Origin of the sequence: Sulfitobacter sediminis (assembly GCF_040811725.1) — a bacterium.
Lineage (GTDB): Bacteria > Pseudomonadota > Alphaproteobacteria > Rhodobacterales > Rhodobacteraceae > Sulfitobacter > Sulfitobacter sediminis.
The window spans coordinates 151,583-177,640 of sequence record NZ_JBFNXX010000003.1; the positions used below are offsets into that span (position 1 = coordinate 151,583).

At 65.3% G+C, this 26,058-nt stretch carries 26 protein-coding genes and 1 riboswitch; of the genes, 19 read left to right on the forward strand and 7 right to left on the reverse strand.

Annotated features, from left to right (window positions below):
* The first annotated feature begins 218 nt into the window (after nucleotides 1-218).
* The 4 genes from AB2B41_RS05235 (at nucleotide 219) to AB2B41_RS05250 (ending at nucleotide 3,357) form a co-directional block, all read left to right on the forward strand.
* Nucleotides 219-1,163, forward strand: coding sequence for an NAD(P)-dependent oxidoreductase (locus AB2B41_RS05235; RefSeq protein WP_367876696.1), 945 nt, complete (start codon nucleotides 219-221; stop codon nucleotides 1,161-1,163).
* A gap of 65 nt (nucleotides 1,164-1,228) precedes the next feature.
* Entirely contained in the window at nucleotides 1,229-1,528 is a 300-nt protein-coding gene (locus AB2B41_RS05240) for a hypothetical protein (protein ID WP_367876697.1), read from the forward strand.
* On the forward strand, nucleotides 1,525-3,159 hold the full coding sequence (locus AB2B41_RS05245; RefSeq protein WP_367876698.1) for a methyl-accepting chemotaxis protein: 1,635 nt from the start codon (nucleotides 1,525-1,527) through the stop codon (nucleotides 3,157-3,159). Before AB2B41_RS05240 ends, AB2B41_RS05245 begins: the two co-directional genes overlap by 4 nt.
* 9 nt (nucleotides 3,160-3,168) lie before the next feature.
* Complete coding sequence (locus AB2B41_RS05250; RefSeq protein ID WP_367876699.1) at nucleotides 3,169-3,357, forward strand: hypothetical protein; 189 nt, start codon at nucleotides 3,169-3,171, stop codon at nucleotides 3,355-3,357.
* A 22-nt stretch (nucleotides 3,358-3,379) separates the two neighbouring features.
* On the opposite strand, the gene AB2B41_RS05255 is transcribed toward AB2B41_RS05250, so the two are convergent.
* The 3 genes from AB2B41_RS05255 to AB2B41_RS05265 are packed head-to-tail and all read right to left on the reverse strand — an operon-like array spanning nucleotide 3,380 to nucleotide 5,967.
* Complete coding sequence (locus AB2B41_RS05255; protein ID WP_367876700.1) at nucleotides 3,380-3,895, reverse strand: Pycsar system effector family protein; 516 nt, start codon at nucleotides 3,893-3,895, stop codon at nucleotides 3,380-3,382.
* A 3-nt stretch (nucleotides 3,896-3,898) separates the two neighbouring features.
* Nucleotides 3,899-5,272, reverse strand: a complete 1,374-nt coding sequence (locus AB2B41_RS05260; protein WP_367876701.1) for an L-serine ammonia-lyase — start codon at nucleotides 5,270-5,272, stop codon at nucleotides 3,899-3,901.
* Nucleotides 5,272-5,967 (reverse strand): glutathione S-transferase family protein, encoded by a 696-nt coding sequence (locus AB2B41_RS05265; protein WP_367876883.1) that lies wholly within the window; start codon nucleotides 5,965-5,967, stop codon nucleotides 5,272-5,274. The genes AB2B41_RS05260 and AB2B41_RS05265 overlap by 1 nt, the downstream gene beginning before the upstream one ends.
* Before the next feature lie 282 nt (nucleotides 5,968-6,249).
* On the opposite strand from AB2B41_RS05265, the gene rpiA reads away from it, so the two are divergent.
* The 6 genes from rpiA to AB2B41_RS05295 all read left to right on the forward strand — a co-directional run bounded on the left by rpiA (nucleotide 6,250) and on the right by AB2B41_RS05295 (nucleotide 12,678).
* The gene (gene rpiA, locus AB2B41_RS05270; protein ID WP_367876702.1) at nucleotides 6,250-7,038 is read left to right on the forward strand and encodes a ribose-5-phosphate isomerase RpiA; all 789 of its coding nucleotides are present in this window, start codon (nucleotides 6,250-6,252) and stop codon (nucleotides 7,036-7,038) included.
* An 11-nt stretch (nucleotides 7,039-7,049) separates the two neighbouring features.
* Nucleotides 7,050-8,525, forward strand: a complete 1,476-nt coding sequence (locus AB2B41_RS05275) for an FAD-dependent oxidoreductase (protein WP_367876703.1) — start codon at nucleotides 7,050-7,052, stop codon at nucleotides 8,523-8,525.
* A 91-nt stretch (nucleotides 8,526-8,616) separates the two neighbouring features.
* Nucleotides 8,617-9,822: an FtsH protease activity modulator HflK gene (gene hflK, locus AB2B41_RS05280; RefSeq protein WP_367876704.1), complete on the forward strand. Its 1,206-nt coding sequence runs from the start codon at nucleotides 8,617-8,619 to the stop codon at nucleotides 9,820-9,822.
* Nucleotides 9,822-10,721: a protease modulator HflC gene (hflC, locus tag AB2B41_RS05285; protein WP_367876705.1), complete on the forward strand. Its 900-nt coding sequence runs from the start codon at nucleotides 9,822-9,824 to the stop codon at nucleotides 10,719-10,721. The genes hflK and hflC overlap by 1 nt, the downstream gene beginning before the upstream one ends.
* Nucleotides 10,718-10,912, forward strand: coding sequence for a DUF2065 domain-containing protein (locus tag AB2B41_RS05290; protein ID WP_367876706.1), 195 nt, complete (start codon nucleotides 10,718-10,720; stop codon nucleotides 10,910-10,912). The genes hflC and AB2B41_RS05290 overlap by 4 nt, the downstream gene beginning before the upstream one ends.
* Before the next feature lie 257 nt (nucleotides 10,913-11,169).
* Nucleotides 11,170-12,678: a DegQ family serine endoprotease gene (locus AB2B41_RS05295; protein WP_367876707.1), complete on the forward strand. Its 1,509-nt coding sequence runs from the start codon at nucleotides 11,170-11,172 to the stop codon at nucleotides 12,676-12,678.
* 53 nt (nucleotides 12,679-12,731) lie between these two features.
* Here AB2B41_RS05295 and AB2B41_RS05300 read toward each other — a convergent pair whose 3' ends face one another.
* Nucleotides 12,732-13,289, reverse strand: coding sequence for a peptidoglycan-binding domain-containing protein (locus tag AB2B41_RS05300; RefSeq protein ID WP_367876708.1), 558 nt, complete (start codon nucleotides 13,287-13,289; stop codon nucleotides 12,732-12,734).
* 181 nt (nucleotides 13,290-13,470) lie between these two features.
* Here AB2B41_RS05300 and AB2B41_RS05305 point away from each other — a divergent pair, with 181 nt between their 5' ends.
* Entirely contained in the window at nucleotides 13,471-13,794 is a 324-nt protein-coding gene (locus tag AB2B41_RS05305; protein WP_367876709.1) for a 2Fe-2S iron-sulfur cluster-binding protein, read from the forward strand.
* Nucleotides 13,794-14,489 carry an FG-GAP repeat domain-containing protein gene (locus AB2B41_RS05310; RefSeq protein ID WP_367876710.1) on the forward strand — a complete coding sequence of 232 codons (696 nt, stop codon included), beginning with the start codon at nucleotides 13,794-13,796 and terminating at the stop codon, nucleotides 14,487-14,489. The genes AB2B41_RS05305 and AB2B41_RS05310 overlap by 1 nt, the downstream gene beginning before the upstream one ends.
* A gap of 62 nt (nucleotides 14,490-14,551) precedes the next feature.
* Here AB2B41_RS05310 and purD read toward each other — a convergent pair whose 3' ends face one another.
* Entirely contained in the window at nucleotides 14,552-15,817 is a 1,266-nt protein-coding gene (purD, locus tag AB2B41_RS05315) for a phosphoribosylamine--glycine ligase (protein ID WP_367876711.1), read from the reverse strand.
* Between the two features lie 71 nt (nucleotides 15,818-15,888).
* Between purD and xseA the strand changes: the two genes are divergently transcribed.
* On the forward strand, nucleotides 15,889-17,436 hold the full coding sequence (gene xseA / locus AB2B41_RS05320; RefSeq protein WP_367876712.1) for an exodeoxyribonuclease VII large subunit: 1,548 nt from the start codon (nucleotides 15,889-15,891) through the stop codon (nucleotides 17,434-17,436).
* 21 nt (nucleotides 17,437-17,457) lie between these two features.
* Here the strand turns inward: xseA and AB2B41_RS05325 are convergent, their stop codons facing one another.
* Nucleotides 17,458-17,850: a hypothetical protein gene (locus tag AB2B41_RS05325; protein WP_367876713.1), complete on the reverse strand. Its 393-nt coding sequence runs from the start codon at nucleotides 17,848-17,850 to the stop codon at nucleotides 17,458-17,460.
* Between the two features lie 222 nt (nucleotides 17,851-18,072).
* On the opposite strand from AB2B41_RS05325, the gene AB2B41_RS05330 reads away from it, so the two are divergent.
* The 5 genes from AB2B41_RS05330 (at nucleotide 18,073) to AB2B41_RS05350 (ending at nucleotide 23,692) form a co-directional block, all read left to right on the forward strand.
* A complete protein-coding gene (locus AB2B41_RS05330) occupies nucleotides 18,073-19,785 on the forward strand; it encodes an NAD(P)H-dependent oxidoreductase subunit E (protein ID WP_367876714.1) in 1,713 nt (570 codons plus the stop codon).
* A gap of 3 nt (nucleotides 19,786-19,788) precedes the next feature.
* Complete coding sequence (locus AB2B41_RS05335) at nucleotides 19,789-20,418, forward strand: lysoplasmalogenase family protein (RefSeq protein WP_367876715.1); 630 nt, start codon at nucleotides 19,789-19,791, stop codon at nucleotides 20,416-20,418.
* 557 nt (nucleotides 20,419-20,975) lie between these two features.
* A complete protein-coding gene (ftsY, locus tag AB2B41_RS05340) occupies nucleotides 20,976-22,118 on the forward strand; it encodes a signal recognition particle-docking protein FtsY (protein ID WP_367876884.1) in 1,143 nt (380 codons plus the stop codon).
* A 36-nt stretch (nucleotides 22,119-22,154) separates the two neighbouring features.
* Nucleotides 22,155-23,057, forward strand: a complete 903-nt coding sequence (locus AB2B41_RS05345) for an EamA family transporter (protein ID WP_367876716.1) — start codon at nucleotides 22,155-22,157, stop codon at nucleotides 23,055-23,057.
* Nucleotides 23,058-23,068: 11 nt separating this feature from the next.
* Nucleotides 23,069-23,692, forward strand: a complete 624-nt coding sequence (locus tag AB2B41_RS05350) for an inner membrane-spanning protein YciB (RefSeq protein ID WP_367876717.1) — start codon at nucleotides 23,069-23,071, stop codon at nucleotides 23,690-23,692.
* A 149-nt stretch (nucleotides 23,693-23,841) separates the two neighbouring features.
* On the opposite strand, the gene AB2B41_RS05355 is transcribed toward AB2B41_RS05350, so the two are convergent.
* Nucleotides 23,842-24,531 carry a glutathione S-transferase N-terminal domain-containing protein gene (locus AB2B41_RS05355; protein ID WP_367876718.1) on the reverse strand — a complete coding sequence of 230 codons (690 nt, stop codon included), beginning with the start codon at nucleotides 24,529-24,531 and terminating at the stop codon, nucleotides 23,842-23,844.
* An 86-nt stretch (nucleotides 24,532-24,617) separates the two neighbouring features.
* Nucleotides 24,618-24,694: riboswitch (SAM riboswitch) on the forward strand.
* A 68-nt stretch (nucleotides 24,695-24,762) separates the two neighbouring features.
* Between AB2B41_RS05355 and metZ the strand changes: the two genes are divergently transcribed.
* The gene (metZ, locus tag AB2B41_RS05360; RefSeq protein WP_367876719.1) at nucleotides 24,763-25,941 is read left to right on the forward strand and encodes an O-succinylhomoserine sulfhydrylase; all 1,179 of its coding nucleotides are present in this window, start codon (nucleotides 24,763-24,765) and stop codon (nucleotides 25,939-25,941) included.
* The last annotated feature ends 117 nt before the right edge of the window (nucleotides 25,942-26,058 follow it).

Genomic DNA, 26,058 nt, shown 5'->3' on the forward strand with positions numbered 1-26,058 from the left:
ACTGTTGCGGCCGGGCGGGGCAAGGCTTTTGCAAAGGCCTTGGCAAATTTCTTGCAAGAAATTTGGAGGCGCCCGGTTGCAACCGGCGGTCGGACCCTGCGCAGGGTCCGGACAGAATTCTTAGAAGAATTCGGGCGCCTAGGCCCAGAGGTCGCGTTTGAACGCGACATGTCGCGCCCGGTCCCCGCTCATGGCGCAAACGAACGGGGAGAATGGCCATGAAAGTCGGCTTTATCGGATTGGGAAACGTGGGCGGCAAGCTCGCAGGATCGCTGTTGCGCAACGGGGTCGACCTGGCGGTCTATGATCTCAACGCCGATTTCGTCGCGGGTTTCACCGCACGCGGCGCGCGGGCCGGCAGCTCAGCCGCAGAGCTGATGCAGACCTGCGACGTGGTGATCACCTGCCTGCCCAGCCCCGCCGCCTGTGCCGCCGTGCTGGCCGAGATGCTGCCGCATGTGGGCCCCGGCAAGGTCTGGATGGAGATGTCCACCACTGACGCCGACCAGATCAAGGCCCATGCAGAGGCCGTGATCGCCAAGGGAGGCGAGGCAGTGGATTGCCCCGTCTCGGGCGGTTGTCACAGGGCGGACACCGGCAACATCTCGATCTACGCCGGCTGCACGCGTCCGACCTTCGAAAAGGTGCTGCCGATCCTGACGCACATGGGCCGCCGCATCCTGCACGTGGGCGATGTGGGGGTGTCGAGCACGCTCAAGGTCATGACGAACTACCTCGCCACGATCAACCTGCTGAGCCTATGCGAGGCTCTGACCGTGATGAAAGCCGCGGGCATGGACCTCGGTGTCACCTACGAGGCCATTGCCGCGTCCTCCGGAAACTCCTTTGTCCATGAAACCGAAAGCCAGCTGATCCTTTCGGGCTCACGCGACGTGAACTTCACGCTCGACCTAGTGCAGAAGGATGTGGGGCTTTTCCAGAAGCTGGCGGACGATCACAACGTGCCGCTCGAACTGTCGCCCCTGGTGATCGAGATGCTGACTGACGGCCAGCGCCGCTACGGCGACAAGGCGCAGTCCGACCGGATGATCGAGCGGCTGGAAGAGGCGACGGGGCTCTCCATCACCGCACCGGGCTTTCCGACGGAGTTGATCGACGACGAACCCGAAGAGCGCGGCTACGAGGTGCCGGTGCGCCGTTAGTCGCGTGTTACCTTGTCCTTAAGGAATAGGGCCTATGGCGGAGAGGCATCAAGGAGAGCTTCACCGTGCCCCTGTCCATTCATTTTCTCTTGGCCATCTTCCTCGGTGCGGCGGCGCCGGTCCTGACCCTTGCGGTCAGTCGGCCGCTTCCGGGCGAGATCGTCCTCATCCTTCTGTCCCCCCGGACCGCCAGGGAGGCTATGCTTGCCGATGCCGGTGGCCGGGCCATCGGACCGGGCGCGGTCCCCTTCGCCATGCTTGCGCATTCGGACGACCCGGCCTTTGCCGACCGGCTGCGCGCGGCGGGTGCCTGGTGGGTCGCTGACGGTCGCCGGGCCGCGCTGCTGTGCGGGGCCGCCACATGATCGGCGCGGTTGCAGAGGGACGCGCGGCACGGCAGGCGCGGGACGCCTGGCAGATCGCCTGGGGCAGCCTTGCACTGGTTCCGGTTGCCGTGTTCGCCGCCTTGATCGCCGACAGCGCGGTCTTGCTTGCGGGCGGCGCCGCGCTTTGTTTCGCGCTCCTCGCACTCTGGGGCGCGCGGCTCGGCTCCGTCGCCGGGCGCATTTATGTGGGGATGGGCCTCATCGGCCAGGCAATCTGCATCACGGCGGCCCTGTCAGGCCATCCGCTGCAGATCGACAGCCACATGCTGTTCTTCGCGCTTCTGGCGATGTGCCTCTACCTCGGTGAACCAGTTGTCATCATCGCTGCGGCGGGGATGATTGCCGCCCATCACCTCAGCCTTGCCCTGCTGATGCCGCGTCTTGTCTATCCAACCGGTGATCTTTTCGTCAGCCTCGAACGTACGGCACTGCACGGGATCATCGTCGTGGTCGAGGCGGCGGTGATTTGGTCCGCGCTGCGGCGGCAGATCGCGGCGGAAGAATCGGTAGCGGAGTCCGGCGCCCGCGCGGCCGCCTCGGCGGAGGAAGCGCAGAATGCATTGGCCGAGACAAAGGCAGCCACCGCCGAGACGGAAGCGGCGCTACGCGATGCGCGGCAGGCAAAGGAGGCCGCAGAGGCCTCGCGCAGGGCGGCGGAGGCCGAGACGGAAAAGGCGCGGGAGGCGGACCGCCGCGCGCGATCCCTCGAAGAGGAGGAGCGCGCGCGCAAGGCCAAGTCAGAGGCCGAGATCGCGCGGGTGGTCAAGGCGCTGGGCACCGCCCTGCATCAGCTGTCGCAGGGCCAGCTTGTCAACCGGATCGAGGCCGTTTTCCCGGAGGAATACGAAGATCTGCGCCGCGACTTCAACGAGGCCAGCGAAGCCCTGCTGTCAGCGATGGCGCTGGTCGATACACGGGCGGGCACCATCATCAGCGATGTCTTCGCCATCGAGGAGGCCGCCGACAACCTCGCGCGCCGGACCGAATCCCAGGCCTCGACGCTCGAGGAAACGACCGCCGCGATTTCCCAGATCGCAGAGCATTCCCGCACCACCTCCCGCAGCGCCCAGGAAGCAAGCAGGTCGGTGGGAGACGCCAAGGAAAAGGCCGCACGTTCCGAGCAGGTGGTCCAGAACGCCATCGGAACCATGTCGAAGATCGAGGACTCCTCGGGCGAGATCAGCAAGATCGTGCGCCTGATCGAGGATATCGCGTTCCAGACCAACCTGCTGGCGTTGAACGCCGGGGTCGAGGCGGCCCGCGCGGGCGAGGCCGGGCGCGGCTTTTCCGTCGTGGCATCGGAGGTGCGCGCACTTGCCTTGCGATCTTCCGAGGCGGCCAAGGAGATCGCCTCGCTGATCTCGGCAAGCCGCGAGCAGGTGACCGACGGCGTCCGGCTGGTGCGTGAAACCGGCGATGCGCTCGACGGCATCGTTGCTGCCGTAGAGGACATTGCGCGACATGTCGCCCTGATCGAAAGCTCGGCCAAGGAACAGGCCCACGGGATCACCGAATCAAGCGAAGCGATGCAGCATCTGGAAGGGGTGACCCAGCAGAACGCCGCGATGTTCGAGGAAACGAATTCCTTCACGCAATCCCTGGCCCTTTAGGCCAAGCAATTGTCCGAGGCCATCGGCAAGTTCGATATCGGCTCGGGCGGACGCGGTGAGCCGACGGGGAGCCAGCGGGCCGCAGCCCGCCGCAAGGCGCCGGTCACCGCCCTGCCGCGCGCGGTGTCGGGGAATACGGCGCTGGCGATTGCCAATCCGGGACCGGCGGGCGACACAGAGGGCTGGGAGGAGTTCTGAGAGGCCCGGGGCGGAGGTCAGTTTACGGCGCGGCGGCCAGGATCACCGAAAGCTCCAGCGCGCAGAGCACGACGAAGGAAAGCGCGGTGGCGGCCAGCGCGCGAATGAAGCGGCCGCGCTTCTTTTCCCGCAGACGCGAGACCTTGAGCACTTCATAGCTGATTTCATTGAGCCAGTCGGCCCCCTGCGTGGCGTTGCTGAGCGCCGTGACATCCTCGAAACGGGCCGTCTCCACATACATCAGGCGGCGCGGTTCCGCGTCGCCCGCGTGAATTTTCGGGGCAAGCTTGCGCGAGGGGTAGAGCACCGCGCCAAACAGGAAGAGCGGCGCCATCACGATGCCCCAGAAGATGACCAACGCCAAAAGCGATCCGTCGGCGGAGCGTGGAAAACCCTGGCCCACGTTGGCCACGATATTCAGCGCGAAAGTATAGCCGATGCCCACAATCTGCGCCTTGGTGTCATAGCCGCGCACGGTGGCCTGCGCCTCCGCCAGCGTCAGTTCCAGAAAGCGCAGGGCCTCGTCACGATCCGCCATGGCTCAGCAGTTCGGCACGTTCACGGCCAGACCGCCGAGCGAGGTTTCCTTGTACTTCTCGCTCATGTCCGCGCCGGTCTGGCGCATGGTCTCGATACAGGCGTCGAGCGGGACGAGATGGGTGCCATCGCCCCTGAGCGCGAGGCTCGCCGCCGAGACCGCCTTGATCGCCCCCAGCCCGTTGCGTTCGATGCAGGGCACCTGCACCAGCCCCTTAACCGGATCGCAGGTCATCCCGAGATGATGCTCCAGCGCGATCTCGGCGGCGTTCTCCACCTGCTCGGGCGTTCCACCCATGACCGCGCAAAGGCCCGCGGCGGCCATGGCGGCAGCGGAGCCGACCTCGGCCTGGCAGCCCGCTTCCGCGCCCGAGATCGAGGCGTTGAACTTGACCAGCCCACCGATGGCGGCAGCGGTCAGCAGGAAATCCTCGACATGCGCCTCGGAGGCACCGGGCACGTGGTCGAGGTAGTAGCGCAGCGTCGCCGGCAGCACGCCTGCGGCCCCGTTCGTCGGCGCGGTCACGACCTGCCCACCGGCGGCGTTCTCCTCGTTCACCGCCATGGCATAGACGCTCATCCAGTCGTTGATGGTATGCGGCGCGTTCAGGTTCATGCCGCGTTCAGCCTGAAGCGCGTCGTGGATACCCTTTGCGCGGCGCTTCACGCTCAGCCCGCCGGGCAGGATGCCATCGGTGCTGAGCCCCCGGTCGATGCAGTCGTTCATGACTTGCCAAAGCCGCGCGGTGCCGGTTCTGAGCCGGATCTCGCCATTGCGGCTGATCTCGTTGGCGCGTTTCATCTGCGCGATGGTCTTGCCGGATTGGGCTGCCATTTCAAGCATTTCGGCGGCGGTCTTGAACGGGAAGGGTACCGGCGCCCCCTCGTCGGTGTCCTTGCCCGCGGCAAGCTCCGCCTCGGTCATCACGAAGCCGCCACCGATGGAGTAATAGGTCTCGCGCAGGGTCACGTCGCTCTGCGCGTCGGTGGCCATCAGCATCATGCCGTTCGCGTGACCCGTAAGGCGCGTGTCGTAATCGAAGATCAGGTCGGTTTCAGGATTGAAGGTGAGGGGTGCCAGACCATCGACCTCGATCCGGTGGCTTTCCCTGATCCCCGCCAGCGTGCGTTCGGCCTCTTCTGCGTCGTAAGTCTCGGGCGTGAAGCCCGCAAGCCCAAGGATCGTGGCGCGGTCTGTGGCATGGCCCACTCCGGTAAAGGCGAGACTGCCATGCAGCGAGGCGCGGACCCCCGCGAAATGAAAGGGCGAGGCGCGCATCAGGTCGAGAAACCGCGCGGCGGCCACCATCGGACCCATCGTGTGCGATGACGAGGGGCCGATGCCGACCTTGAACATGTCGAAGACCGAGAGGAACATCAGGTGGCACTCCCTTCTGGCGGGTTTGGAGGTTGCGGGGCGGTAAAGGGGGTATCGCCCAGACCTTCGGCCCTTTGCAAGACGGCGGTGCAGGGCAGCGCCTCGATCCGGGTGCAAAGATCGTGCAGAGCGGGATAATCGGAGAGGGCAAACCAGGCACGGTCCCAGTCGCGGGGGTAGAGCGCCGACCAGCGCAGCAGGGCAGAGAGATAGAAGTCGAGCGCGCCGGGCATGTCTGTGCCGGGCCAAGCGGCAGGATCGTCCGCGAGCGTGTCGAGCGTCGCGAAGCTGCGCGCGATCTGTCTTGCCAGCCCGTCGCGCAGCGCCGCGACGTGGTCTGCGCCGATGTAACGGTGGGTATAGAAGAGCTGGCGGAACAGGGCGTGGGTGGTGTTCGACAGGTAGAAGAGCCATTTCAGGAAGGCCCCCCGCCCGGGGGCATCGGGGTCGGGTCCAAGGCCGCCATGGGTGTCGTTGAGCCATAGCAGGATCGCGGCTGTTTCGAAAAGGGGGCCTTGCGGGGTTTCCAGCACCGGGATCAGACCGTTCGGATTGAGGCGGCGATAGGCCGCGCTGTCCTGCGCCCGCGCGGCACGGTCCACCAGCGCCGTGCGGTAGGGCAGGCCGCGATGCTCAAGCGCGAGGCGCACGATCAGCGAGGCGTTGTCAGGGGCGTAATGCAGCACGTAGGTCATGGTGGGGTGATACTCCCGCAGAGCCTTGCTACAGGCGCCGAAAGCGACCGGTTTCGGCATGTTTCGGGCATGGCTCATCGCTGCCGCTCTCCGCCGGGACCCTTGGGCAATCGGTTGGCACCGCACAGCCTGTCGCGGGGGCTGCGGGCTCACCAAAACCAGCAGTTCTGGAGGTTGGGAGCGTGCCGTGTCGGGGAGCGGGAAAAAAAGCCGGCGGCGGTCTCGCACGTTTAAGGGAATCTGCCTATAACGCCCCGAGACCCATCTCGATCGGAGCTGCCCATGGCCGGAGAATTGTCCCCCATCGACAAGGCGAAATTCGTCGCGGCCAAGCGTGCCGCGCAATTCGTCGAGGACGGCATGCGCGTGGGGCTTGGCACCGGCAGCACTGCGGCCTGGCTGGTGCGCTGCCTGGGCGAGATGGTGCGCGACGACGGGCTGCGCATCAAGGGCGTGCCGACCTCGACCCGCACCGCACAGCTTGCGCGCGAAGTGGGGATCGAGGTGATCTCGCTGGACGAGGCGAAATGGCTCGATCTGACCATCGACGGCGCGGATGAATTCGACGGCGATCTCAATCTGATCAAGGGTGGCGGCGGCGCGCTTTTGCAGGAAAAGATCGTGGCGACGGCCTCGGATCAGATGGTGGTCATCGCCGACGTGGGCAAGGAGGTTGAGACGCTCGGCGCCTTCCCACTGCCCATCGAGGTGATCCCCTTCGGCTGGCAGACCACGCAGGCGCTGGTGGAGGAGACGCTCATTTCAATGGACGTGCTGGGCCGGACCTCCACCCTGCGGATGAACGGCGAGGTGCCTTTCGTGACGGATGAAGGCAATCACATCCTCGATCTGCATCTCAACCGCATCAGCAACGCGCGGCAGCTGGCGCTGGTGCTCAACCAGATGCCGGGGGTCGTCGAAAACGGGCTCTTCATCGACATCTGCGACGCGGTGGTCATCGGCTACGGTGACGGGCGGGTCGAGGTGCGCGACATCAACGAGGGGACGGTCGCGACCGAGCGGCTGGATTTCGTGGAGACGGACAACCTGTTCTCCGACCTCAGTGACTAGGGACATTCTTCATGGCTGATGCATTCGACTACGACCTCTTCGTCATCGGGGGAGGCTCCGGCGGGGTTCGGGCCGCGCGGGTCGCGGCGGGGGAATACGGCGCCAAGGTCGCCCTGGCAGAGGACAACCGCTATGGCGGGACCTGCGTGATCCGGGGCTGCGTGCCGAAAAAGCTGATGGTCTTTGCCTCCGAATACGCCCATGTGCCCGAAGAGGCGGCCGCCTATGGCTGGGATCTCAAGGCCGGGCCCTTCGACTGGCACAAGTTCAAATCCAAGCTCAGCGATGAACTGGACCGGCTGGAAGGTGTCTACAAGAAGCTGCTCGACGGCTCCGGTGTGGACCGTTTTGACCAGCGCGCGGTACTGAAAGACGCCCATACGGTCGAACTGGCCGATGGCAGCACCAAGACCGCCAAGCACATCCTCGTGGCGACGGGTGGTCATCCGGTCCGTCCCGACATTCCAAACGCCGATCTTGGGATCGTGTCGGACGATATCTTTCACCTCGACCGGCTGCCAAAGTCGATCCTGATCATCGGCGGCGGCTATATCGCCTGCGAATTCGCCTGTATCTTCAACGGGCTGGGCGTCGAGGTGACGCAGTATTACAGGGGCGCGCAGATCCTCCGCGGCTTTGATGACGAGGCGCGGGGCCTTGTCGCCGAAAGCATGCGTGACAACGGCATTGATTTGCACGTGGGCAGCAACATCGTGGAAATGTCGCTGGCCTCCGACCACGAGGACGGACCGCAGCCCACGGCTTCGGACGCCTCCATGGGGGCCTCCGCGCAGCAGGCCGAAGTCCTGCGCAAGCAATCGGCGGGGGCGAAGGCGGGGCAAACCGGACCGATCTGGGTGAAATCCACCAACGGCGGCGAGAAGGTCTTCGACATGGTGCTTTTCGCCACGGGCCGCGATCCTTCGACCAAGGACATGGGGCTCGAAGAGGTCGGTGTGAAGCTGGGCCGGCGGGGCGAGATCGTGGTCGACAAATACAGCCAGACGGACGTGCCCTCGATCTACGCGATCGGGGATGTGACAGACCGGGTGAACCTCACGCCCGTCGCGATCCGCGAGGGGATGGCTTTTGTCGAAACCGTGTTCGGCGGCAACAAGACGCCGGTCGATCACGAGCTGATCCCTAGCGCCATCTTCACCCAGCCCGAGATGGGCACCGTGGGGATGAGCGAGGAAGACGCGCGCGATGCGGAACCGGTGGACATCTACTGCACGTCCTTCAAGCCGATGCAGACCGCCTTCGCGGGGAAGTCCAACCGGGTGCTGATGAAGCTGGTGGTGTCCAAGAAAACCCGCGTGGTGCTGGGTTGTCATATCGTCGCACCGAACGCGGGCGAGCTGATCCAGATGGCGGGGATCGCGGTCAAGAACAAGCTGACCAAGGAACAGTTCGACGCGACCTGCGCGGTTCACCCCACCATGTCCGAAGAGCTTGTCACCATGCGTAATCCGCTCAGGACTGCTTGAATTCGCTTGTTTTGCACACACATCACAGGCACGGACGAAGACGACAAGACGGTCGCGGCAGGATCGCGGCACAGCAAGGGAAAAGGACTACATGGCTGGTAACAATGGTGGCCCCTGGGGCGGCGGTGGAAATTCAGGAGGCAACGGCCCCCGCGACGACGGCCCCGGCCCGCGTGGCCCGGGCGGCGGGCGCGGCCCAGGCGGCGACAAGCCGCAGATCCCCGAAATCGACGAGTTGGTAAGAAAAGGCCAGGAGCAGCTGCGCGTCCTGATGGGCGGCGGTGGCCGTGATCGCGGTCGCGGCGGCGGCGGACAGGGCAACGGCGGCCCGGTGCTGACCCGTGGCACCGTGGGCCTTGGCCTCTTGGCGGCCGTGGTGGCCTGGGCCTTCGCAAGCTTCTATACCGTCCGTCCCGAACAGCAGTCGATCGAGCTTTTCCTCGGCGAGTTCTCCGAGATCGGCACCGAAGGTCTGAACTTCGCCCCCTGGCCGCTGGTCACCGCGGAGGTCTTCGACGTGACCACCAACCGCACCGAGGAAATCGGTGTGGGCCGCGGCAGCAGCGACAACGACGGTCTGATGCTGACCACGGACGAGAACATCGTCGACATCGACTTCCAGGTCGTTTGGAACATCAAGAACGCCAAGGATTTCAAGTTCTCCCTGCGTGATCCCGACGCCTCGGTGCGCGCGATTTCCGAATCCGCCATGCGCGAGGTGATCGCGCAGTCCGAACTCGCACCGATCCTCAGCCGGGACCGGGGGGCTGTGTCCGACCGCGTGAAGGATCTGATCCAGACCACGCTGGATGACCGCCAGACCGGCATCAACATCCTGCGTGTCAACCTCAACAAGGTGGACCCGCCCAGCCAGTCGGTCATCGTGACCAAGGCCGACGGCACGACCGAACAGGCCAGCGTGGTGGATGCCTTCCGCGACGTGCAGGCGGCCGAACAGGAGCGTGACCGTGTGGAACGTCAGGCCGACGCCTACGCCAACCGCCGGACGGCCGAAGCGCGCGGGGAAAGCGCGCAGTTGCTCGAAGCCGCAGAAGGTTACCGTGCCCGTGTCGTCAACGACGCCGTCGGTGAGGCCAGCCGCTTCGAAGCGGTGCTGAACGAGTACAAACAGGCACCCGAGGTCACGCGCAAACGTCTCTACCTGGAGACGATGCAGAAGGTTCTGGGTGACGTGGACAAGATCATTCTGGAAGGTCAGACGGGTGCTGCCGGTGGACAGGGCGTTGTCCCCTATCTGCCGCTCAATGAACTGCGCCGGTCGGGAGGGAACAACTGATGCGTAAGATGGGATTTTTGCTGCCCGTTGTCGTGGTGGCCGTGGTGGCCGCGCTCTCTGCGATCTTTGTGGTGGACGAGCGTGAGAAGGCCCTTGTGCTGCGTTTCGGCCAGATCAAGCAGGTCGTGACGGAGCCGGGCATCGGCTTCAAGGTGCCGCTGCTCGACGAGGTGGTGCGCTTCGAGGACCGTATCCTCAGCCTCGAGACCGAGCTGATCGAGGTCACCCCCGCCGATGACCGGCGTCTGGTGATCGATGCCTTCGTGCTCTACCGCATCGGCGACATCGTTCAATACCGCCAGGCCATCGGTGTCGGCGGTCAGCGCCAGGCTGAGAACGATCTGGCTGGTATCATGGAATCGCAGATCCGGGCGGTTCTGGGTTCGCAGGGTGTGACCTCGAACACCATCTTGTCGCCGGAACGTGCGCGCCTGATGGGGCAAATCCGCGAACAGGCCGACGCACGTGCCCAGGCACTGGGGCTGGACGTGGTCGAGGTGCGGCTGCGCCAGACCAACCTGCCGGAGCAGAACTTTGATGCGACGCTGCAGCGTATGATCGCCGAGCGGGACCGTGAAGCGACAGACGAACGCGCCCGCGGTCAGGAAGCCGCGCAGCGGGTCATCGCGCTGGCGGACCGGACCTACGAGGAAATCCTCTCAGAGGCCCGCCGAGACGCGCGCATCATCGAAGGTGAGGCGGACGCCGAGCGCAACCGCATCTTCGCCGAAGCCTATGGCAAGGATCAGGAGTTCTTTGAATTCTACCGGTCCCTTGCCGCATACGAAGAGGCACTGCGCGGTCAGAATTCGACCATGGTTCTGTCGCCCGACAGCGAGTTCTTCAACTACCTGCGCTCGGATCAGGGCAGCCGGTCGGCAGAAGGGGAAAGCCAGTGAGCCTTCTGCTGCTGGCCCTCGGGTTGGTGATGATTTTCGAGGGGCTGGTGTACGCACTGGCCCCTTCGCTTTTGGAACGGATGCTCGAGGTTCTGCGCGCGATGCCCGAAAGCGCGGTGCGGCAGATCGGCGCGCTGGTGATTGTGATGGGGTTGATCCTCGTCTGGGTCGCCTTCCAGATCGGGGTCTAGGGGTCCGAAAGTGACCTGATTGCGCGGGCAAGCCCGCACTACATTATTGGTTGGGGCGCTGCCCCAAACCCCGGGACTTGATTTGGCCAGAAAGAGTGAAGAGTTGCCGGGAAAGAGCGGATTGCTGCTTGTGCAATCGTTGAAATGCGCGTGATCGCCCACATCTTATCTGTTGCGGCAGGGGCGTCCGCGATGCACTCTGCTACCCAAGCATTCCGGGCCGACCGGCCCCAAGAGACCAAAGCAGGAGAAAACCCATGCAATCACGGGGCTTCATGCCGTCGCGGCACCGGGCAAAGGCCGTGGCCGTCACCAGATCAAAGCAGTCTGATCGCACCATGCGCGCCGTGGCGATGGCCCTGCTGGCACTCGCCTTTGTCGTCGCGCAGGCCGTTGCGGCCTTCGCCAAGCCCGAAAGCCTTGCGCCGCTTGCCGAAAAGATCAGCCCCTCGGTGGTGAACATCACCACCTCGACTGTGGTCGAGGGTCGCACCGGACCGCGTGGCATCGTGCCCGAGGGCTCGCCCTTCGAGGATTTCTTCCGCGAATTCCAGGACCGCAACCGCGATGGTGAGGGCCCGCGCCCGCGCCGGTCCTCGGCACTGGGTTCCGGCTTTGTGATTTCGGAAGACGGCTTTGTGGTCACCAACAACCACGTGATCGACGGGGCGGACGAAATCACCATCGAATTTTTCTCGGGCGACGAGCTGAAGGCCACTGTCGTTGGCACCGATCCCAACACCGACATCGCGCTTCTCAAGGTCGAGGCCGACGGCCCGCTGCCCTTCGTCAGATTTGGCGACAGCAATTCCGCTCGTGTGGGCGACTGGGTGATCGCCATGGGCAACCCGCTGGGTCAGGGTTTTTCGGTTTCCGCGGGCATCGTTTCGGCCCGCAACCGCGCGCTGTCGGGAACCTATGACGACTACATCCAGACCGATGCCGCGATCAACCGCGGCAACTCGGGCGGGCCGCTTTTCAACATGGACGGCGACGTGATCGGCGTGAACACCGCGATCCTTTCGCCCAACGGCGGCTCAATCGGCATCGGCTTTTCGATGGCCTCCAACGTGGTCACGCGGGTCGTCGATCAGCTCAAGGAGTACGGAGAGACCCGGCGCGGCTGGCTGGGTGTGCGCATTCAGGACGTGTCCGAGGACGTGGCAGACGCCATGGGGCTTGAGAAGGCCGCGGGCGCGCTGATCACCGATGTGCCGGACGGCCCGGCCAAGGACGCCGGGCTGATGACTGGCGATGTGATCATGTCCTTCGACGGGGTCGAGGTCGAGGATACCCGCGGGCTTGTGCGCCAGGTGGGCAACAGCCCGGTGGGCGCAACCGTGCGCGTGACCGTCATGCGCGAAGGCAAGAGCCAGACCTTCAAGGTGACCCTTGGGCGCCGCGAGGACGCCAACGGGGCCGAACCTGGCGAAAGCGATGAGCCCGAGCAGGAGAAAGAGCCAGAAACCAAAGATTTGCTCGGCCTCACGCTGGCCCCCCTGACCGACAGCCTGCGCGAGGAGCTGGGCGTTGACGGCGACACGGTCGGCCTGGCGGTCACGGCGGTGGACGAGGCGTCCGAGGCCTATGAGAAGGGCCTGCGCACCGGCGACATCATCACCGAGGCTGGTCAGCAGCAGGTGGCCAGCATCTCGGACCTCGAGGCACGGGTGAAGGCGGCCCGCGACGCCGGGCGCAAGTCGCTTCTGCTGCTGGTGCGCCGCGCGGGCGATCCGCGGTTCGTGGCGCTCTCGCTCGAAGAATGATCCGGTAAGCGATTTTCTGAAGTGGGGCGCCCTCCGTGGGCGCCCTTCTTTTTTCAGCCCGACGTGGCGCGGTCGACAGCGACCAAACCAAGCGCCCGCGCGCTGTCGAGCGACAGCACACCGCTGTCCAGCCCGCGCGGCTTCTGGAACCGCTGCACGGCGGCGCGGGTGGGCGCGTCCATCACCCCCGTCACGATGCCCCCGAAGGTGCCGCGCGCCTGCAGCGCACGTTGCAGCGACGAGATGAACTCGGGTGTCAGCACGTCGGGGCAGGGCGTCTCGAACCAGTTGTCCCGGCGGGGAGTGACGATCACCTGGCGGTTCTCCGTGCGGTAGACCGGCAATTCCGCCACCGTGCCGTCGGGGTTGACCTTGGCCGGTTTGACCTGCACCCGCTGGCTGACGCTTTCCACGACCGCAGGGCTGACCGTGCGGCCCCAGCAAGTGCCGGCTGCCGCGCCCTCCGGCCCGTTGCGCGTCGGCGTGAAGACGCCGGGCTCCGCTGCGGGTGCCTGCGCGGTCGGTGACGCGCTCTCGCAGCCTGCGAGAAGCCCCAGCGCGCAGAGCGCGGGCAGCAGGCGTCCTGCCAGATGTTGCCTTTCGAATATCATGGCCCGGCCTCAGGGTCTGTTTTGCGGCACCCTAGCGTTTTTGCGCGGCGCTGCCTAGCGTTGCCGCCCCGCGCGGTGCCCAATCGCCTTTCCGTGATGTTTCTGGTCCCAAAAGGGGGTGGAAGCCGCCGGGCAGCCTCGCTAGATAACGGGAAACCAGTGCATCAAGGGGCGCGAGAGAATGGCGAAGATCACGTATGTCGAACACGGCGGCAAGGAGCATACCGTCGAGGTGGCCAATGGCCTGACGGTCATGGAGGGCGCACGCGACAACAATATCCCCGGCATCGAGGCCGATTGCGGCGGCGCCTGCGCCTGTTCGACCTGCCATGTCTACGTGGACCCCGCCTGGGTCGACAAACTGCCCGCCAAGGACGACATGGAAGAGGACATGCTCGACTTCGCCTATGAGCCTGATCCCGAGCGTTCCCGCCTGACCTGCCAGCTCAAGGTTACCGACGCGCTGGACGGTCTGCGCGTCCAGATGCCGGAAAAGCAGATCTGATGATCCTGCGTGCCGTCCTGCTGGCGCTCGCCCTGGCGGGCCCCGTTGCGGCACAAGAGATCACGGCGGCGCGTTTCACCGAACCCACGGAACGCTACGGTCACGGCATCCTTGGCGATGCCATCGAATTTGGCGCGCTCGAGATCGACGTTGCGGGGCAGGAAACCGTGACCGTCCGGCTGCCCGCCGATCATGTGTTCGAGGACGTGGCCCCCCGGCTTTGGGACGTGACCGGCGATGGTATGCCCGAGGTCGTGGTGATCGAGACGGACATGGCGCTGGGCGGGTCCCTCGCGGTCTACGGGGCCGAGGGCAAGATTGCCGAGACGCCACATATCGGACGTACCAACCGCTGGCTTGCACCCATTGGCGCTGCCGACCTGGACGGCGATGGCGCGATCGAAGTGGCCTACATTGACCGTCCGCATCTCGCCAAGGTGCTGCGCGTCTGGCGCTTCAAGGATGGTGCGCTGGAACATGTGGCGGATGCGCCCGGTTTCACCAATCACCGCATCGGAGAACGGGACATCGCGGGCGGTCTGCGCGATTGCGGTGCGGAGCCCGAGATGGTGGTCGCCACGGCGGATTGGGCAGATGTGGTCGGCCTAAGGTTCGATGGCACGCGGTTCGTGATACGCAAGCTCGGGCCGCACCGTGGGCGGGAAAGCTTTGCTGCGGCTTTGGGGTGTAACTGAAGCGTCAAAGCCGCCAAAGTACCGCGCGCGCCCCGCGTCAGGCCCGCGACGTCACCCAGCGATCACCCCAGCGCCCGCCACCCGATATCCCGCCGACAGAACCCCTCGGGCCAGTCGATCTGGTCGACCATCGCATAGGCCCGCGCCTGCGCCTCCGCCAGCGTGTCCCCCCGCGCGGTGACGTTCAGCACGCGACCCCCCGTCGCCGTCATCACGCCGTCTTTCAACGTGGTCCCGGCGTGGAACACCATGTTCCGGCTGTCCTCCGGGAGCGCCTCCAGCCCCTTGATCTCCGAGCCTTTCTTGTAGGACCCCGGATAGCCCTGCGCCGCCATGACCACCGTGATCGCGTGATCGGCACCCCAGTTCACCCGCATCCCCGCCAACCGTCCGTCGGCGGCTGCATGCATCAGGTCAAAGGCCTGCGCCCCCAGCCGCATCATCAGCACCTGGCACTCCGGATCACCGAAACGGACGTTGTATTCCACCAGCCGCGGCTGGCCGTCCTTGATCATCAGACCGGCGTAGAGCACGCCCTGATAGGGCATCCCGCGCCGTGCCATCTCGGCCATTGTCGGGCGGATGATCTCGGTCAGTGCTTTTTCCGCAATGGCGTCGGTCAGTACCGGCGCGGGCGAATAGGCCCCCATCCCGCCGGTGTTCGGCCCGGTGTCACCATCGCCCACGCGCTTGTGGTCCTGAGCGGTGCCGATGGGCAGCACGTTCTCACCGTCGCAAAGCACGAAGAACGAGGCTTCCTCGCCCTCCATGAATTCCTCGATCACGACTTCCGCACCGGCGTCGCCGAAGGCCCCGTCGAACATCTCGTCCACGGCGGCCAGCGCCTCGGCTTCCGTCATGGCGATGATCACGCCCTTGCCCGCCGCAAGACCATCGGCCTTGATCACAATGGGCGCGCCTTGCGCCTTCACATAGGCCCGCGCGGCCTCGGCTTCGGTGAAATGGCCGTAGCCCGCCGTGGGGGCACCCGCCGCGTCGCAGATCTCCTTGGTAAAGGCCTTCGACGCCTCAAGCTTTGCGGCAGCGGCCGAAGGTCCGAACACGCGAAACCCCGCATTGCGCAAATCGTCCGCCACCCCGGCCGCCAGCGGTGCCTCGGGCCCCACGATCACGAAGTCGATGCTGTTTTCCTCGCAGAAATTCACCACCGCCGCGCCCTCCATGATGTCGAGGGATGCGCAATCGGCGATCTGGGCGATACCGGCGTTGCCGGGTGCCACGATCAGCTTGTCGCACTTGGGGTTCTGCAGCGTGGCCCAGGCCAGCGCATGTTCACGCCCGCCGCTGCCGAGGATCAGGATATTCATGGGCACCGCTCCCTTGGCCTTTGTTGGGTGGCGTTCTAAGCTGTGCATTCCACAGGGGCAAGGACGCACGCATGGACCTGATCGACGAACCGATAGAGGGGTTGAACAGCCCCGAGTTCACCGTCACGGAAATCTCCGGCGCGATCAAACGGGTGATCGAGGGGGAATTCGGCCACGTCCGCATCCGGGGCGAGGTGGGGCGGGTGAGCCGACCGCGCTCGGGCCATGTGTATCTCGACCTCAAGGACGACCGGTCGGTCATCTCCGGGGTGATCTGGAAGGGTGTCGCCGCCCGTCTCGACACCCAGCCCGAGGAGGGGATGGAAGTGGTCGCCACGGGCCGCGTGACCACCTTCCCCGGCCAGTCGAAATACCAGATCGTGATCGAGGACATCAAACCGGCGGGAATGGGCGCACTGATGGCGCTTCTGGAAAAACGCAAGAAACAGCTTGCCGCTGAAGGCCTCTTTGACCCCGCGCGCAAAAAGCCCATTCCCTACCTGCCCGAGATTATCGGTGTCGTCACCTCGCCCTCGGGGGCGGTGATCCGCGACATCCTGCACCGCCTGCGCGACCGCTTTCCGCGCAAGGTGCTGATCTGGCCCGTGGCCGTTCAGGGCGCCAAATGCGCCCCCGAAGTTGCCCGCGCGATCGAAGGGTGCAACGCGCTTACGCCCGGCGGCGCCTTGCCCCGGCCTGACCTTCTCATCGTGGCGCGGGGTGGTGGCTCGGTCGAAGACCTCTGGGGCTTCAACGAGGAAATCGTCGCCCGCGCGGCGGCGGCCTCGGACATCCCCCTGATCTCGGCCGTGGGGCACGAGACCGATACGACCCTCATCGACTACGTCGCCGATAAACGCGCGCCCACCCCCACGGCGGCGGCGGAGCTTGCCGTTCCGGTGCGCCACGAGCTTGCCGCCTGGCTCGAAGGGCAGGGCGCGCGCATGCAGCAGCTTCTCAGCAACGGCCTGACGGCGCGCGGCCAGCGCCTGCGCGACATCGCCCGCGCCCTGCCGCGACCCGACAGCCTGCTCGACGCGCCGCGCCAGCGGCTCGACCGGGCGGGAGAGAAGCTGGAACCGGCGCTGATCGCGGGCGTGCAGCGGCGACGCGTGCGCCTTGCCGATGCCTCGGGTGCCCTGCGCCCTGCGACGCTGCGCCAGCGGATCGCCTCTGACCGGCGCAGGCTCGACACGCTCAGCGGACGGCTTGAGCCCGCCTTGCTCCGTGCCGTCTCGGACAAGCGCCAGCGGTACGAGACCCGCGCACAGCGATTCCGCCCCGCCACCCTGCAACGCGACCGCGCGGCGAAGGCAGAGGCCTTCAACAAGCTCACCGCGCGCCTCTCCGAGGCAGGCCAGCGCCAGACCCGCCGCCTGCGCGACCGGCTGGAGGCTCTCGACCGTCTCCTCGACACCCTCAGCTACAAATCCACCCTCGCGCGCGGCTACGCCGTGGTGCGCGGCGACGGGGCGGTTGTGACGAACACCAAGGACGCCAAGAAGGCCGCGACGCTGGAGATCGAATTTGCGGACGGTCGAATGACGGTGGGCGGTGCTGCACGGCCCGCGCGCAAGAAGGGGCCGGATGTTCCGCCGGAGCAAGGCAGCCTGCTTTAGAGAGGGTCAAATCCCGGCGTTTCAGGCCCCGACCTTCGGCCCGAGGCACAGCATCTCTTCGCCAATATCCTGCGCCTCGTAGAGTTCCGTCGTGCCGGGATCGTTCTCGAACCGCGCGATCAGCCCGCGTGGCGTTTCGATGAAACTCCAGCACTGGGGCACGTCGTTGTTCTCGTAGACAAAACAGATCAGCCCGTTCTCCTCGTACCAGAGCCCTTCCTTGCACTCCCCATCGAGAAACGACCACTCCACGCGGCGGTTGTCGTGGTAGATCTCCGCCCCGTAAGACTGACCGTTCTGGCCGTAGAACAGGGTCTTGCCGCGCGTGTAGGCGTCGAATTCTTCCGCTGTCATCAGGTCTTCGGCGGCCAGCGGCGCGGCAAACAGGATCAGGGCGAGGGCAATTTTTCTCATGGCTGCAATCTCGCATGAAAGCCGGGAGGCGGCCAGTGGGGCCGGTGTACTTTTGCCGCTCGCATGTGACCACTATCGGCAACATCCGGCCTTAATCGGAACAGACTGCATCGGCCAGCCGCGACCGACACGCGCAAAGCGCGCGGGATTCGTCGTTTTTTGATCGTGGGGCCGCGGGGCTTCTTGGTAAAAGCGGCCCGAGACCGGCAAAGGGGACGCGACATGGCGCTCGACGAACAGGGCAAGACAGCTGGCAAGGGCCCCGAAAAGGGGGTCTGGAAGTCCGGCAAGGGCAAGGGACGGCGGCACACCAAGGGCCGTCAGCTTGACGATACCGCCTGGGAAGAGGTCCGCGCGCTCTTGGGCGTCTGCCCGCGCCGCCGTGACCTGCTGATCGAGCATCTGCATCTCATTCAGGATGAATACGGGCACCTGTCTGCGGCCCATCTGCGCGCACTAGCCGAAGAGATGCGTCTCTCCATGGCCGAGGTCTACGAGGTTGCGACCTTCTACGCGCATTTCGACGTGGTCAAAGAGGGTGAGACCCCGCCGCCCGCGCTGACCATCCGCGTCTGCGATTCGCTTTCCTGCGAACTGGCCGGGGCGCAGCAGTTGAAGGCGGCCTTGGAAGACGGGCTTGATCCCGCAGAGGTCCGCGTGCTCCGCGCCCCCTGCATGGGCCGCTGCGATACCGCGCCCGTGCTGGAACTGGGCCACAACCACATCGACCACGCCACGCCCGAGAAGGTGCAGGCTGCCATTGCGGCGAGGGACACCCACGCGCATCTGCCGGATTACGAGACCTTTGACGCCTATGCCGCCACGGGCGGATACGAGACGTTGAAGACGCTGCGCGACAGTGGCCACTGGGAAGCGGTGCAGGAGAAGGTCCTGTCCTCCGGCCTGCGCGGCCTTGGGGGCGCAGGGTTCCCCTCGGGCAAGAAATGGGGCTTCGTGCGCGCGGGCGACGGCCCGCGCTACCTCGCCGTGAACGGTGACGAGGGCGAGCCCGGCACCTTCAAGGACCGCTATTATCTTGAACGCACCCCGCATCTCTTCCTCGAAGGCATGCTGATCGCCGCCTGGGCGGTCGAGGCCGAGACCGCCTTCATCTACATGCGCGACGAATACCCGGCGGTGCTGGAAATCCTCCGCCACGAGATCGTCGCACTGGAAGAGGCGGGGATCGTCGACCCCGGCTACATCGACCTGCGCCGGGGCGCGGGCGCCTATATCTGCGGCGAAGAAAGCGCGATGATCGAAAGCATCGAAGGCAAGCGCGGCATCCCCCGCCACCGCCCGCCCTTCGTGGCGCAGGTCGGCGTCTTCGACCGCCCCACGCTGGTGCATAACGTCGAAACGCTTTACTGGGTCGCCCGCGTCTGCCGCGAGGGGCCGAAGGTGCTCTCGGGGACCGAGAAGAACGGGCGCAAGGGGCTGCGCTCCTATTCCGTCTCGGGCCGCGTGGCGCAGCCGGGCGTGTACCTGCTGCCCGCTGGCTCCACGATCATGGACATCATCGAGGCCGCGGGTGGCATGGCCGATGGCCACGCCTTCAAGGCCTACCAACCGGGCGGTCCGTCCTCGGGCCTGCTGCCCGCGTCGATGAACGACATCCCGCTCGATTTCGACACGCTGCAACCGCATGGCTCCTTCATCGGCTCGGCGGCGGTCGTCGTCCTGTCGGATCAGGACTCGGCACGCGGGGCCGCGCTCAACATGCTGCGTTTCTTCGAGGATGAAAGCTGCGGCCAATGCACGCCCTGCCGGGTCGGCTGTGAAAAGGCGGTCAAGCTGATGCAGGCCGACCGCTGGGACACCGGGCTTCTGGAAGAGCTGTCTCAGGCCATGGTCGACGCCTCGATCTGCGGTCTGGGGCAAGCAGCACCCAACCCGATCCGGCTGGTGATGAAGCATTTCTCTGACGAAATCTGACCCATGCTCTGGGCGGCCAGCGGCGTTGCCGCGCTGATCTACTGGGGGCTGTCGCTGCGCGAAGGGCACTCCTGGGGACGCAGCGCGGTCAAGGGGCTGGCGTTGCTGCCGCTGGTCGCCCTTGCGCTGGGGCAGGACGCGCCGCTTGTGGCGCTGGCGCTTGCCCTCTGTTCCCTCGGCGACGTGACCTTGTCGCGCCCGGGGCAGGCGGCGTTCCTTGGCGGCCTTGTCGCCTTTGCCCTTGGGCATCTGGGGTGGATCGCGGTCTTCGCCTTCCGGCTTGGCCTCTCCACAGGCGATCTGGCAACTCCTGTTGCCGCCCTCTTGCTGACCGGTCTGGCGCTGCTCATCGCCGCCATGTCCCGGCTGATCCTGCCCCGTGCGGGCGCGCTGCGGCTGCCGGTCGCCGTCTACACCGCCGTGATCGCCGCCATGTCTGTCACCGCCTTCGCCACCGGAGAGGCCCGCGTGATGGCCGGTGCCGTGCTCTTTGCCTTCTCCGACGCGCTTCTGGGCCTGCAAACCTTCGTCCTGATCGCCGGAACGCGCCCGGAAAGGCTGGCAAACGCCCTGATCTGGCCACTCTACTGGTCCGCCATCGCGCTGTTGACCCTGGGCGCGCTCGCCGCCTGATCCCGCTGGCCCTTTTCTCTGCCGGGCCAAGAGGCTAGATCAGGGAAAAGACTGCGGAGGCCCCCCTTTTGGCGTTTTTCAAGAAGCTTAAGGAACGGTTGTTCAAATCCTCGTCCAAGATCGACGAGGGGCTGGAAGCCATCGTCAGCGAGGGCGGCGAGGAAGAGACCGTTACCCTCGACGAGGTGATGGAGGAAGCTCCGGCAGCAGCGACCGAGGACCACAGGGCCGCCGAGGCGCTGGCACGGCAGGCCGAGGAAGAGGCGGCGCGCGAAGAGGCTGCGCGGCGCGAACGCGAGGCTGCCGAAGCGGCGGAACGCGCCGCCGCCGAAGAACGCGCCGCACGCGAAAAGGCAGAGCGGGAGGCGCGCGAGAAAAGAGAGCGCGAAGCAGCGGAAGCCGCGCGGCGACAGGAAGCCGCAGCTGCCCGCGCCGCCGAGGAACGCGCGATACAGGAGGCCGCCGACGAGGCCGCGCGCAAGGCCGCCGAGGCCGCCGCGCGCGAGGCGGAGGCCGCACGGCTCGCCGAGGAGGAGCGTCAGGCGGAGGAACGGCGACTGGCCGAAGAGGCCCGCGCCGCCGAGGAGGCCCGCCTTGAAGAAGAACGCGCCGAGGCCGAATCCGCCCGCCGCGCCGCCGCCGAACGTCAGGCCGAGGAAGAACGCACCGCCGCCGAACAGGCCAAGCGCGACGCCGCCGCCAAGGCCACCCGCGACGCGGAGGCCCGCGCGGCGCAAACCCCGACGCTGCGCGAAAGCATGACCCCGGTCGCCCCGGATTTGACCGAGGAAGAACAACCGGCGCCGCAGGAAAAACGCGGCCTTCTCGGCCGCCTCATGGGCCGCGCCGCGCCCAAGACCGTCGTGCGCCGCACGCTTGACGACGACATGCTGGAACAGCTCGAAGAGCTGCTGATCACTGCCGACATGGGCGTCGATACTGCTCTGCGGGTGACGGCCAACATGGCCGAGGGCCGCTTCGGCAAGAAGCTGTCGGTGGCCGAGATCAAGGAATTGATGGCCGACGAGATCACCCGGATCATGGACCCGGTCGCCCGCCCCTTGCCGCTCTACCCGAAAAAGCCGCAGGTGGTGCTGGTGGTGGGCGTGAACGGCTCGGGCAAGACCACGACCATCGGCAAGCTCGCGAGCCAGTTCCGCGCGGCGGGCAAGAAGGTGGTGATCGCCGCCGGTGACACCTTCCGCGCGGCGGCGGTGGAGCAACTGCAGGTCTGGGGCGACCGCGCGGGCGTGCCGGTGCTGACAGCGCCACAGGGGAGCGACCCGGCCAGCCTTGCCTTCGACGCGATGGGCAAGGCGCAGGCCGACGGGGCGGACCTGTTGCTGATCGACACGGCGGGGCGGCTGCAGAACCGCTCGGACCTGATGGAGGAACTGGCCAAGATCGTGCGCGTGATCCGCAAGAAGGACGAAAGTGCGCCGCACAATACGCTTCTGGTGCTCGACGCCACGACAGGTCAGAACGCGCTCAATCAGGTCAAGGTATTTCAGGAGATCTCGGATGTCTCCGGCCTTGTCATGACCAAGCTTGACGGCACCGCCAAGGGCGGTGTGCTGGTGGCGTTGGCCGACAAGTTCGGCCTGCCCATCCACGCCATCGGCGTGGGGGAGCAGATCGACGATCTGCAGCCCTTCGATCCGCAGGAATTCGCGGATGCGCTGGTGGGATACGAACGCTGAGGTGACTGCTTTCCGAATCCTGCTGGCGTCGCGCCGGTGACCGACTGGCTTCTCTCCATCGAAGGGACCGAAGCGGGGCACCGGCTCGCCCTCGTGCTGGCGCTCCTTGCGGCCTTTCTGCACGCGGTCTTTGGCGCCATGCAGAAGGGGCGGCACGACCCCTGGCTCACGCGCGGGGCCATTGACATCTCATACGGCGTCATGGCCGCGCCCTTTGCCTTCTTCGTGGTGCCCTGGCCCGAGCCACATATGTGGCTGATCTTCGCAGGCGCTTTCGTCATTCACACGGTCTACAAGGTCCTGCAGGCCTGGGCCTATACCAAGGGCGCCTATACGGTCGTCTACCCGGTGGTGCGCGGCACCGGTCCGCTATTCGCGGTGATCGGGGCCTACCTGATCTTCAACGAGACCTTCACGGGCACCCAATGGCTGGGCGTTGCCGTCCTGCTTTCGGGTATTTTCGGCCTTGCGGTCTACAACATGATCTTCCTCGTCTCGGAGCGCGACACGCTGAATCTTGCCCTCGCCCTGGCGGTGCTGACCGGGCTTTTCGTGGCGCTCTACACCACCTACGACGCCTACGGCATCCGCGCCACGGCGGACCCTTTCACCTTCCTTGCATGGTTCTTCATGATCGACGGCATCGTCATGCCGCTTGTCGCGCTGCACCGCTGGCGCGGGATGATCGACCCGCCCGCCTTTGGCCCTTTGATGACGCGCGGGGTGATCGGCGGGCTGATCGCATTTATGAGCTTCGGCTCCATCATGATGGCCACGCGCCTCGACAAGGTGGGCGAGGCGGCGGTGCTGCGCGAGACCTCGACGGTCTTTGCCGCTGCCATCGGCTGGCTATTCTTGAAAGAAACCGTGGGTCCCCGCCGCTTGGCGCTCATGGCATTGATCGCGGCGGGCGCTGTGATAGTTGAGGTGGGCGGATGAAGGAGCGCACGATGGACAAGCCTGACAGCGACAGCGGCAAAGAGATCAACCCGATCCTAAAGCAGGTTCTGGAACTGGGCCCGCCCATCGTGTTCTTCCTGATCTACCTGCGCATCCGCGATGATGTCTTTACCTTTGGCGGGACCGAATACAGCGGCTTTATCGTGGCGACGCTGATCTTCGTGCCGATCCTTCTGGTGGCGATGGGCATGCTGTGGTGGCAGACGGGCAAGCTGAGCCGGATGCAGATATTTACCGCCTTCATGGTGATCTTCTTCGGTGGGCTGACCGCGTGGTTCAACGACGAGCGGTTCTTCAAGATGAAGACCACCATCGTCTACGCCTTCTTTGCGGTGATCCTTGGCATCGGTCTGCTGCGCCGCCAAAGCTACCTGGCTTACGTCATGGGCGAGATGATCCCGATGAGACACGAAGGCTGGATGCTGCTGACCCGGCGGCTGACCCTGTTCTTCCTCGCACTTGCGGTGGCGAACGAGGTGGTCTGGCGCACCATGTCCACCGATGCCTGGGTCAAGATCGAGACCTTTGGTTTCCCGATCCTGATGTTCCTGTTCCTCTGGACGCAGATCGTGGCGCTGGAGAAGTATACCGAAACGGAAGACGGGGAGAGCTGAACGGATTTTTTGAAAAGTCCGGACCGATTTCTTTGAAGAAATCGGCGCAACGGAGATGTAGGGCCTGAAATTTCCTACTTAAGCGTTAATTCAGCACAAAGCACTGACATCAAAAGAAAAGCGTTCATTGTCCCCGCGGGGACGAACCCTTAGCCGAGCCGCGCAAGGCGCTGCTGCAATTCCGGATCCTCCGCAAACCCTGGCCGCTTCTCAGCCATCAGGGCGCGACCGCGCAGAACCCCGTCCCGCGCCCACATTGCCTCCAGCCAGCGCGCCATATTTGGCTTGTCCTCCAGCGTCTGCTGCTGCCCTTCCCACAATGACGCCCAGCCCCAGATCGCGAAATCCGCGATCGAGACGAAATCCCCCGCCACGTATTCGTTCTGCGCTAATTGCCGGTCGAGCACGCCGTAAAGCCGTGCGGTCTCGTTCCGGTAGCGGTCCTTGGCGTAGGGGATGTCCTCTTTGGCGAACTTCAGGAAATGATGCGCCTGACCGGCCATGGGGCCGAGGCCGCCCATCTGCCACATCAGCCATTGATCCACAGCGACACGCTCGCGCTCGGTCCGGCCGCAGAACTGACCGGTCTTGCGGGCGAGGTACTGCAGGATCGCCCCGCTCTCGAAGATCGAGATCGGGGCGCCGTCCGGGCCTTCGGGGTCCACGATGGCGGGCATGCGGTTGTTGGGCGCGATCTTGAGGAAGTCGGGGTCGAACTGGTCGCCCTTGCCGATGTTGACCGCATGCGTGGTGTAGGGCAGGCCCATTTCCTCCAGCGCGACGGAGATTTTCCAGCCGTTGGGCGTGGGCCAATAAAATAGATCAATGGGAGCATTCATGGGCGGTTCCTTTCAGTTGACCCATGATGGCGCAAATGGACGCGATGCCAAGGTGCCGGATTGACGAAAGCGCAGGACAGGCGTAATCCATCGGGCGTGGTGATTTGTTACCGGATTGCGGGCCACGTTAAACAATCTGCTAAAAGGTCAGGATGAAAGACCCCTTTCGCTTGACCGCGTCTGGGGTTTTTTGTTGCCCGGCCTGCGCGCCGGGGGAAAAGGATGAACGACATGAGCAAGGACTGGAACAAGGCCACCAAGGCGGTGCACGCAGGCATTCGCCGCAGCCAGTATGGCGAGGTTTCCGAGGCGATCTTCATGACGCAGGGCTTTGTCTATGAGACCGCCGAACAGGCCGAGGCCCGGTTCGAAAAAGCGGGTCCGGACGAGTTCATCTATGCCCGCTACGGCAACCCCACGGTCGCGATGTTCGAGGAGCGCATCGCCGCGCTGGAAGGCACCGAGGACGCCTTTGCCACGGCGTCGGGCATGGCGGCGGTCAACGGGGCGCTGATGTCGGTCCTGAAGGCGGGCGATCACCTTGTCTCGTCCCGCGCGCTGTTTGGCTCCTGTCTCTATATCGCCGAGGAAATCCTGCCCCGCTTCGGCGTCGAGGTGACCTTCGTCGATGGCAGTGATCTGAACCAGTGGGAGGCCGCGATCCGGCCTAATACCAAGGCGGTGTTCTTTGAGTCGCTCTCGAACCCGACACTGGAACTGGTGGACGTGGAAGGGGTGGCGCAACTGGCCCATGCGCAGGGCGCGCTGGTCATCTGCGACAACGTCTTTGCCACGCCGGTCTATTCCAAGGCGGCAGAGCAGGGCGTGGACCTTGTGATCTATTCCACTACCAAGCACATCGACGGGCAGGGCAGGGCGCTGGGCGGCGTGATCCTCGGCTCGCGTGAGATGATCCGCAAGACGATCGAGCCTTACATGAAACACACCGGCGGCTCCATGAGCCCCTTCAACGCCTGGATCATGCTCAAGGGGCTTGAGACGATGAACCTGCGGGTACGCGCCCAGACCGAGACGGCGGCGAAACTGGCCGAGGCGCTGCAGGGACATGAGAAGCTGAGCCGCGTCATCTATCCCGGGCTGGAGAGCCATCCGCAGCACGATCTGGCGCAGCGGCAGATGGGGGCAGGCGGTACCATGCTGGCCATCGAGGTGAAAGGCGGCAAGGAGGCGGCGTATAAGTTTCTGAATGCCTGTGAGGTGGGGATCATCTCCAACAACCTCGGGGACGCCAAGACGATCCTGACGCCTCCTGCCTTCACGACCCACCAGCGGCTGCCGCACGACCAGAAGGATGCACTGGGCATCACGCCGGGATTGGTGCGTATTTCCGTGGGGTTGGAGGACGCTCACGATCTTTTGAGCGACTTCATGCAGGCGCTTTCCCACTGAAAATGTCGGTTTTGCAGGCGCTTGCTGCGACAAAATGGGGCTATATGATATCTTAATTGGGAATCCTGAAATGGCACCCTAACTAAGTGTCGCACACCGATAAGGGGAGCCTTACCC

What these genes read in the sequence shown, in the direction of transcription:
- AB2B41_RS05235 (WP_367876696.1), top strand. Translation starts at nt 219, where the DNA reads ATGAAAGTCGGCTTTATCGGATTGGGAAACGTGGGCGGCAAGCTCGCA.
- AB2B41_RS05245 (WP_367876698.1), top strand. Translation starts at nt 1,525, where the DNA reads ATGATCGGCGCGGTTGCAGAGGGACGCGCGGCACGGCAGGCGCGGGAC.
- AB2B41_RS05255 (WP_367876700.1), bottom strand. Translation starts at nt 3,895, where the DNA reads ATGGCGGATCGTGACGAGGCCCTGCGCTTTCTGGAACTGACGCTGGCG.
- AB2B41_RS05260 (WP_367876701.1), bottom strand. Translation starts at nt 5,272, where the DNA reads ATGTTCCTCTCGGTCTTCGACATGTTCAAGGTCGGCATCGGCCCCTCG.
- AB2B41_RS05265 (WP_367876883.1), bottom strand. Translation starts at nt 5,967, where the DNA reads ATGACCTACGTGCTGCATTACGCCCCTGACAACGCCTCGCTGATCGTG.
- rpiA (WP_367876702.1), top strand. Translation starts at nt 6,250, where the DNA reads ATGGCCGGAGAATTGTCCCCCATCGACAAGGCGAAATTCGTCGCGGCC.
- AB2B41_RS05275 (WP_367876703.1), top strand. Translation starts at nt 7,050, where the DNA reads ATGGCTGATGCATTCGACTACGACCTCTTCGTCATCGGGGGAGGCTCC.
- hflK (WP_367876704.1), top strand. Translation starts at nt 8,617, where the DNA reads ATGGCTGGTAACAATGGTGGCCCCTGGGGCGGCGGTGGAAATTCAGGA.
- hflC (WP_367876705.1), top strand. Translation starts at nt 9,822, where the DNA reads ATGCGTAAGATGGGATTTTTGCTGCCCGTTGTCGTGGTGGCCGTGGTG.
- AB2B41_RS05295 (WP_367876707.1), top strand. Translation starts at nt 11,170, where the DNA reads ATGCAATCACGGGGCTTCATGCCGTCGCGGCACCGGGCAAAGGCCGTG.
- AB2B41_RS05300 (WP_367876708.1), bottom strand. Translation starts at nt 13,289, where the DNA reads ATGATATTCGAAAGGCAACATCTGGCAGGACGCCTGCTGCCCGCGCTC.
- AB2B41_RS05305 (WP_367876709.1), top strand. Translation starts at nt 13,471, where the DNA reads ATGGCGAAGATCACGTATGTCGAACACGGCGGCAAGGAGCATACCGTC.
- AB2B41_RS05310 (WP_367876710.1), top strand. Translation starts at nt 13,794, where the DNA reads ATGATCCTGCGTGCCGTCCTGCTGGCGCTCGCCCTGGCGGGCCCCGTT.
- purD (WP_367876711.1), bottom strand. Translation starts at nt 15,817, where the DNA reads ATGAATATCCTGATCCTCGGCAGCGGCGGGCGTGAACATGCGCTGGCC.
- xseA (WP_367876712.1), top strand. Translation starts at nt 15,889, where the DNA reads ATGGACCTGATCGACGAACCGATAGAGGGGTTGAACAGCCCCGAGTTC.
- AB2B41_RS05325 (WP_367876713.1), bottom strand. Translation starts at nt 17,850, where the DNA reads ATGAGAAAAATTGCCCTCGCCCTGATCCTGTTTGCCGCGCCGCTGGCC.
- AB2B41_RS05330 (WP_367876714.1), top strand. Translation starts at nt 18,073, where the DNA reads ATGGCGCTCGACGAACAGGGCAAGACAGCTGGCAAGGGCCCCGAAAAG.
- AB2B41_RS05335 (WP_367876715.1), top strand. Translation starts at nt 19,789, where the DNA reads ATGCTCTGGGCGGCCAGCGGCGTTGCCGCGCTGATCTACTGGGGGCTG.
- AB2B41_RS05350 (WP_367876717.1), top strand. Translation starts at nt 23,069, where the DNA reads ATGGACAAGCCTGACAGCGACAGCGGCAAAGAGATCAACCCGATCCTA.
- AB2B41_RS05355 (WP_367876718.1), bottom strand. Translation starts at nt 24,531, where the DNA reads ATGAATGCTCCCATTGATCTATTTTATTGGCCCACGCCCAACGGCTGG.
- metZ (WP_367876719.1), top strand. Translation starts at nt 24,763, where the DNA reads ATGAGCAAGGACTGGAACAAGGCCACCAAGGCGGTGCACGCAGGCATT.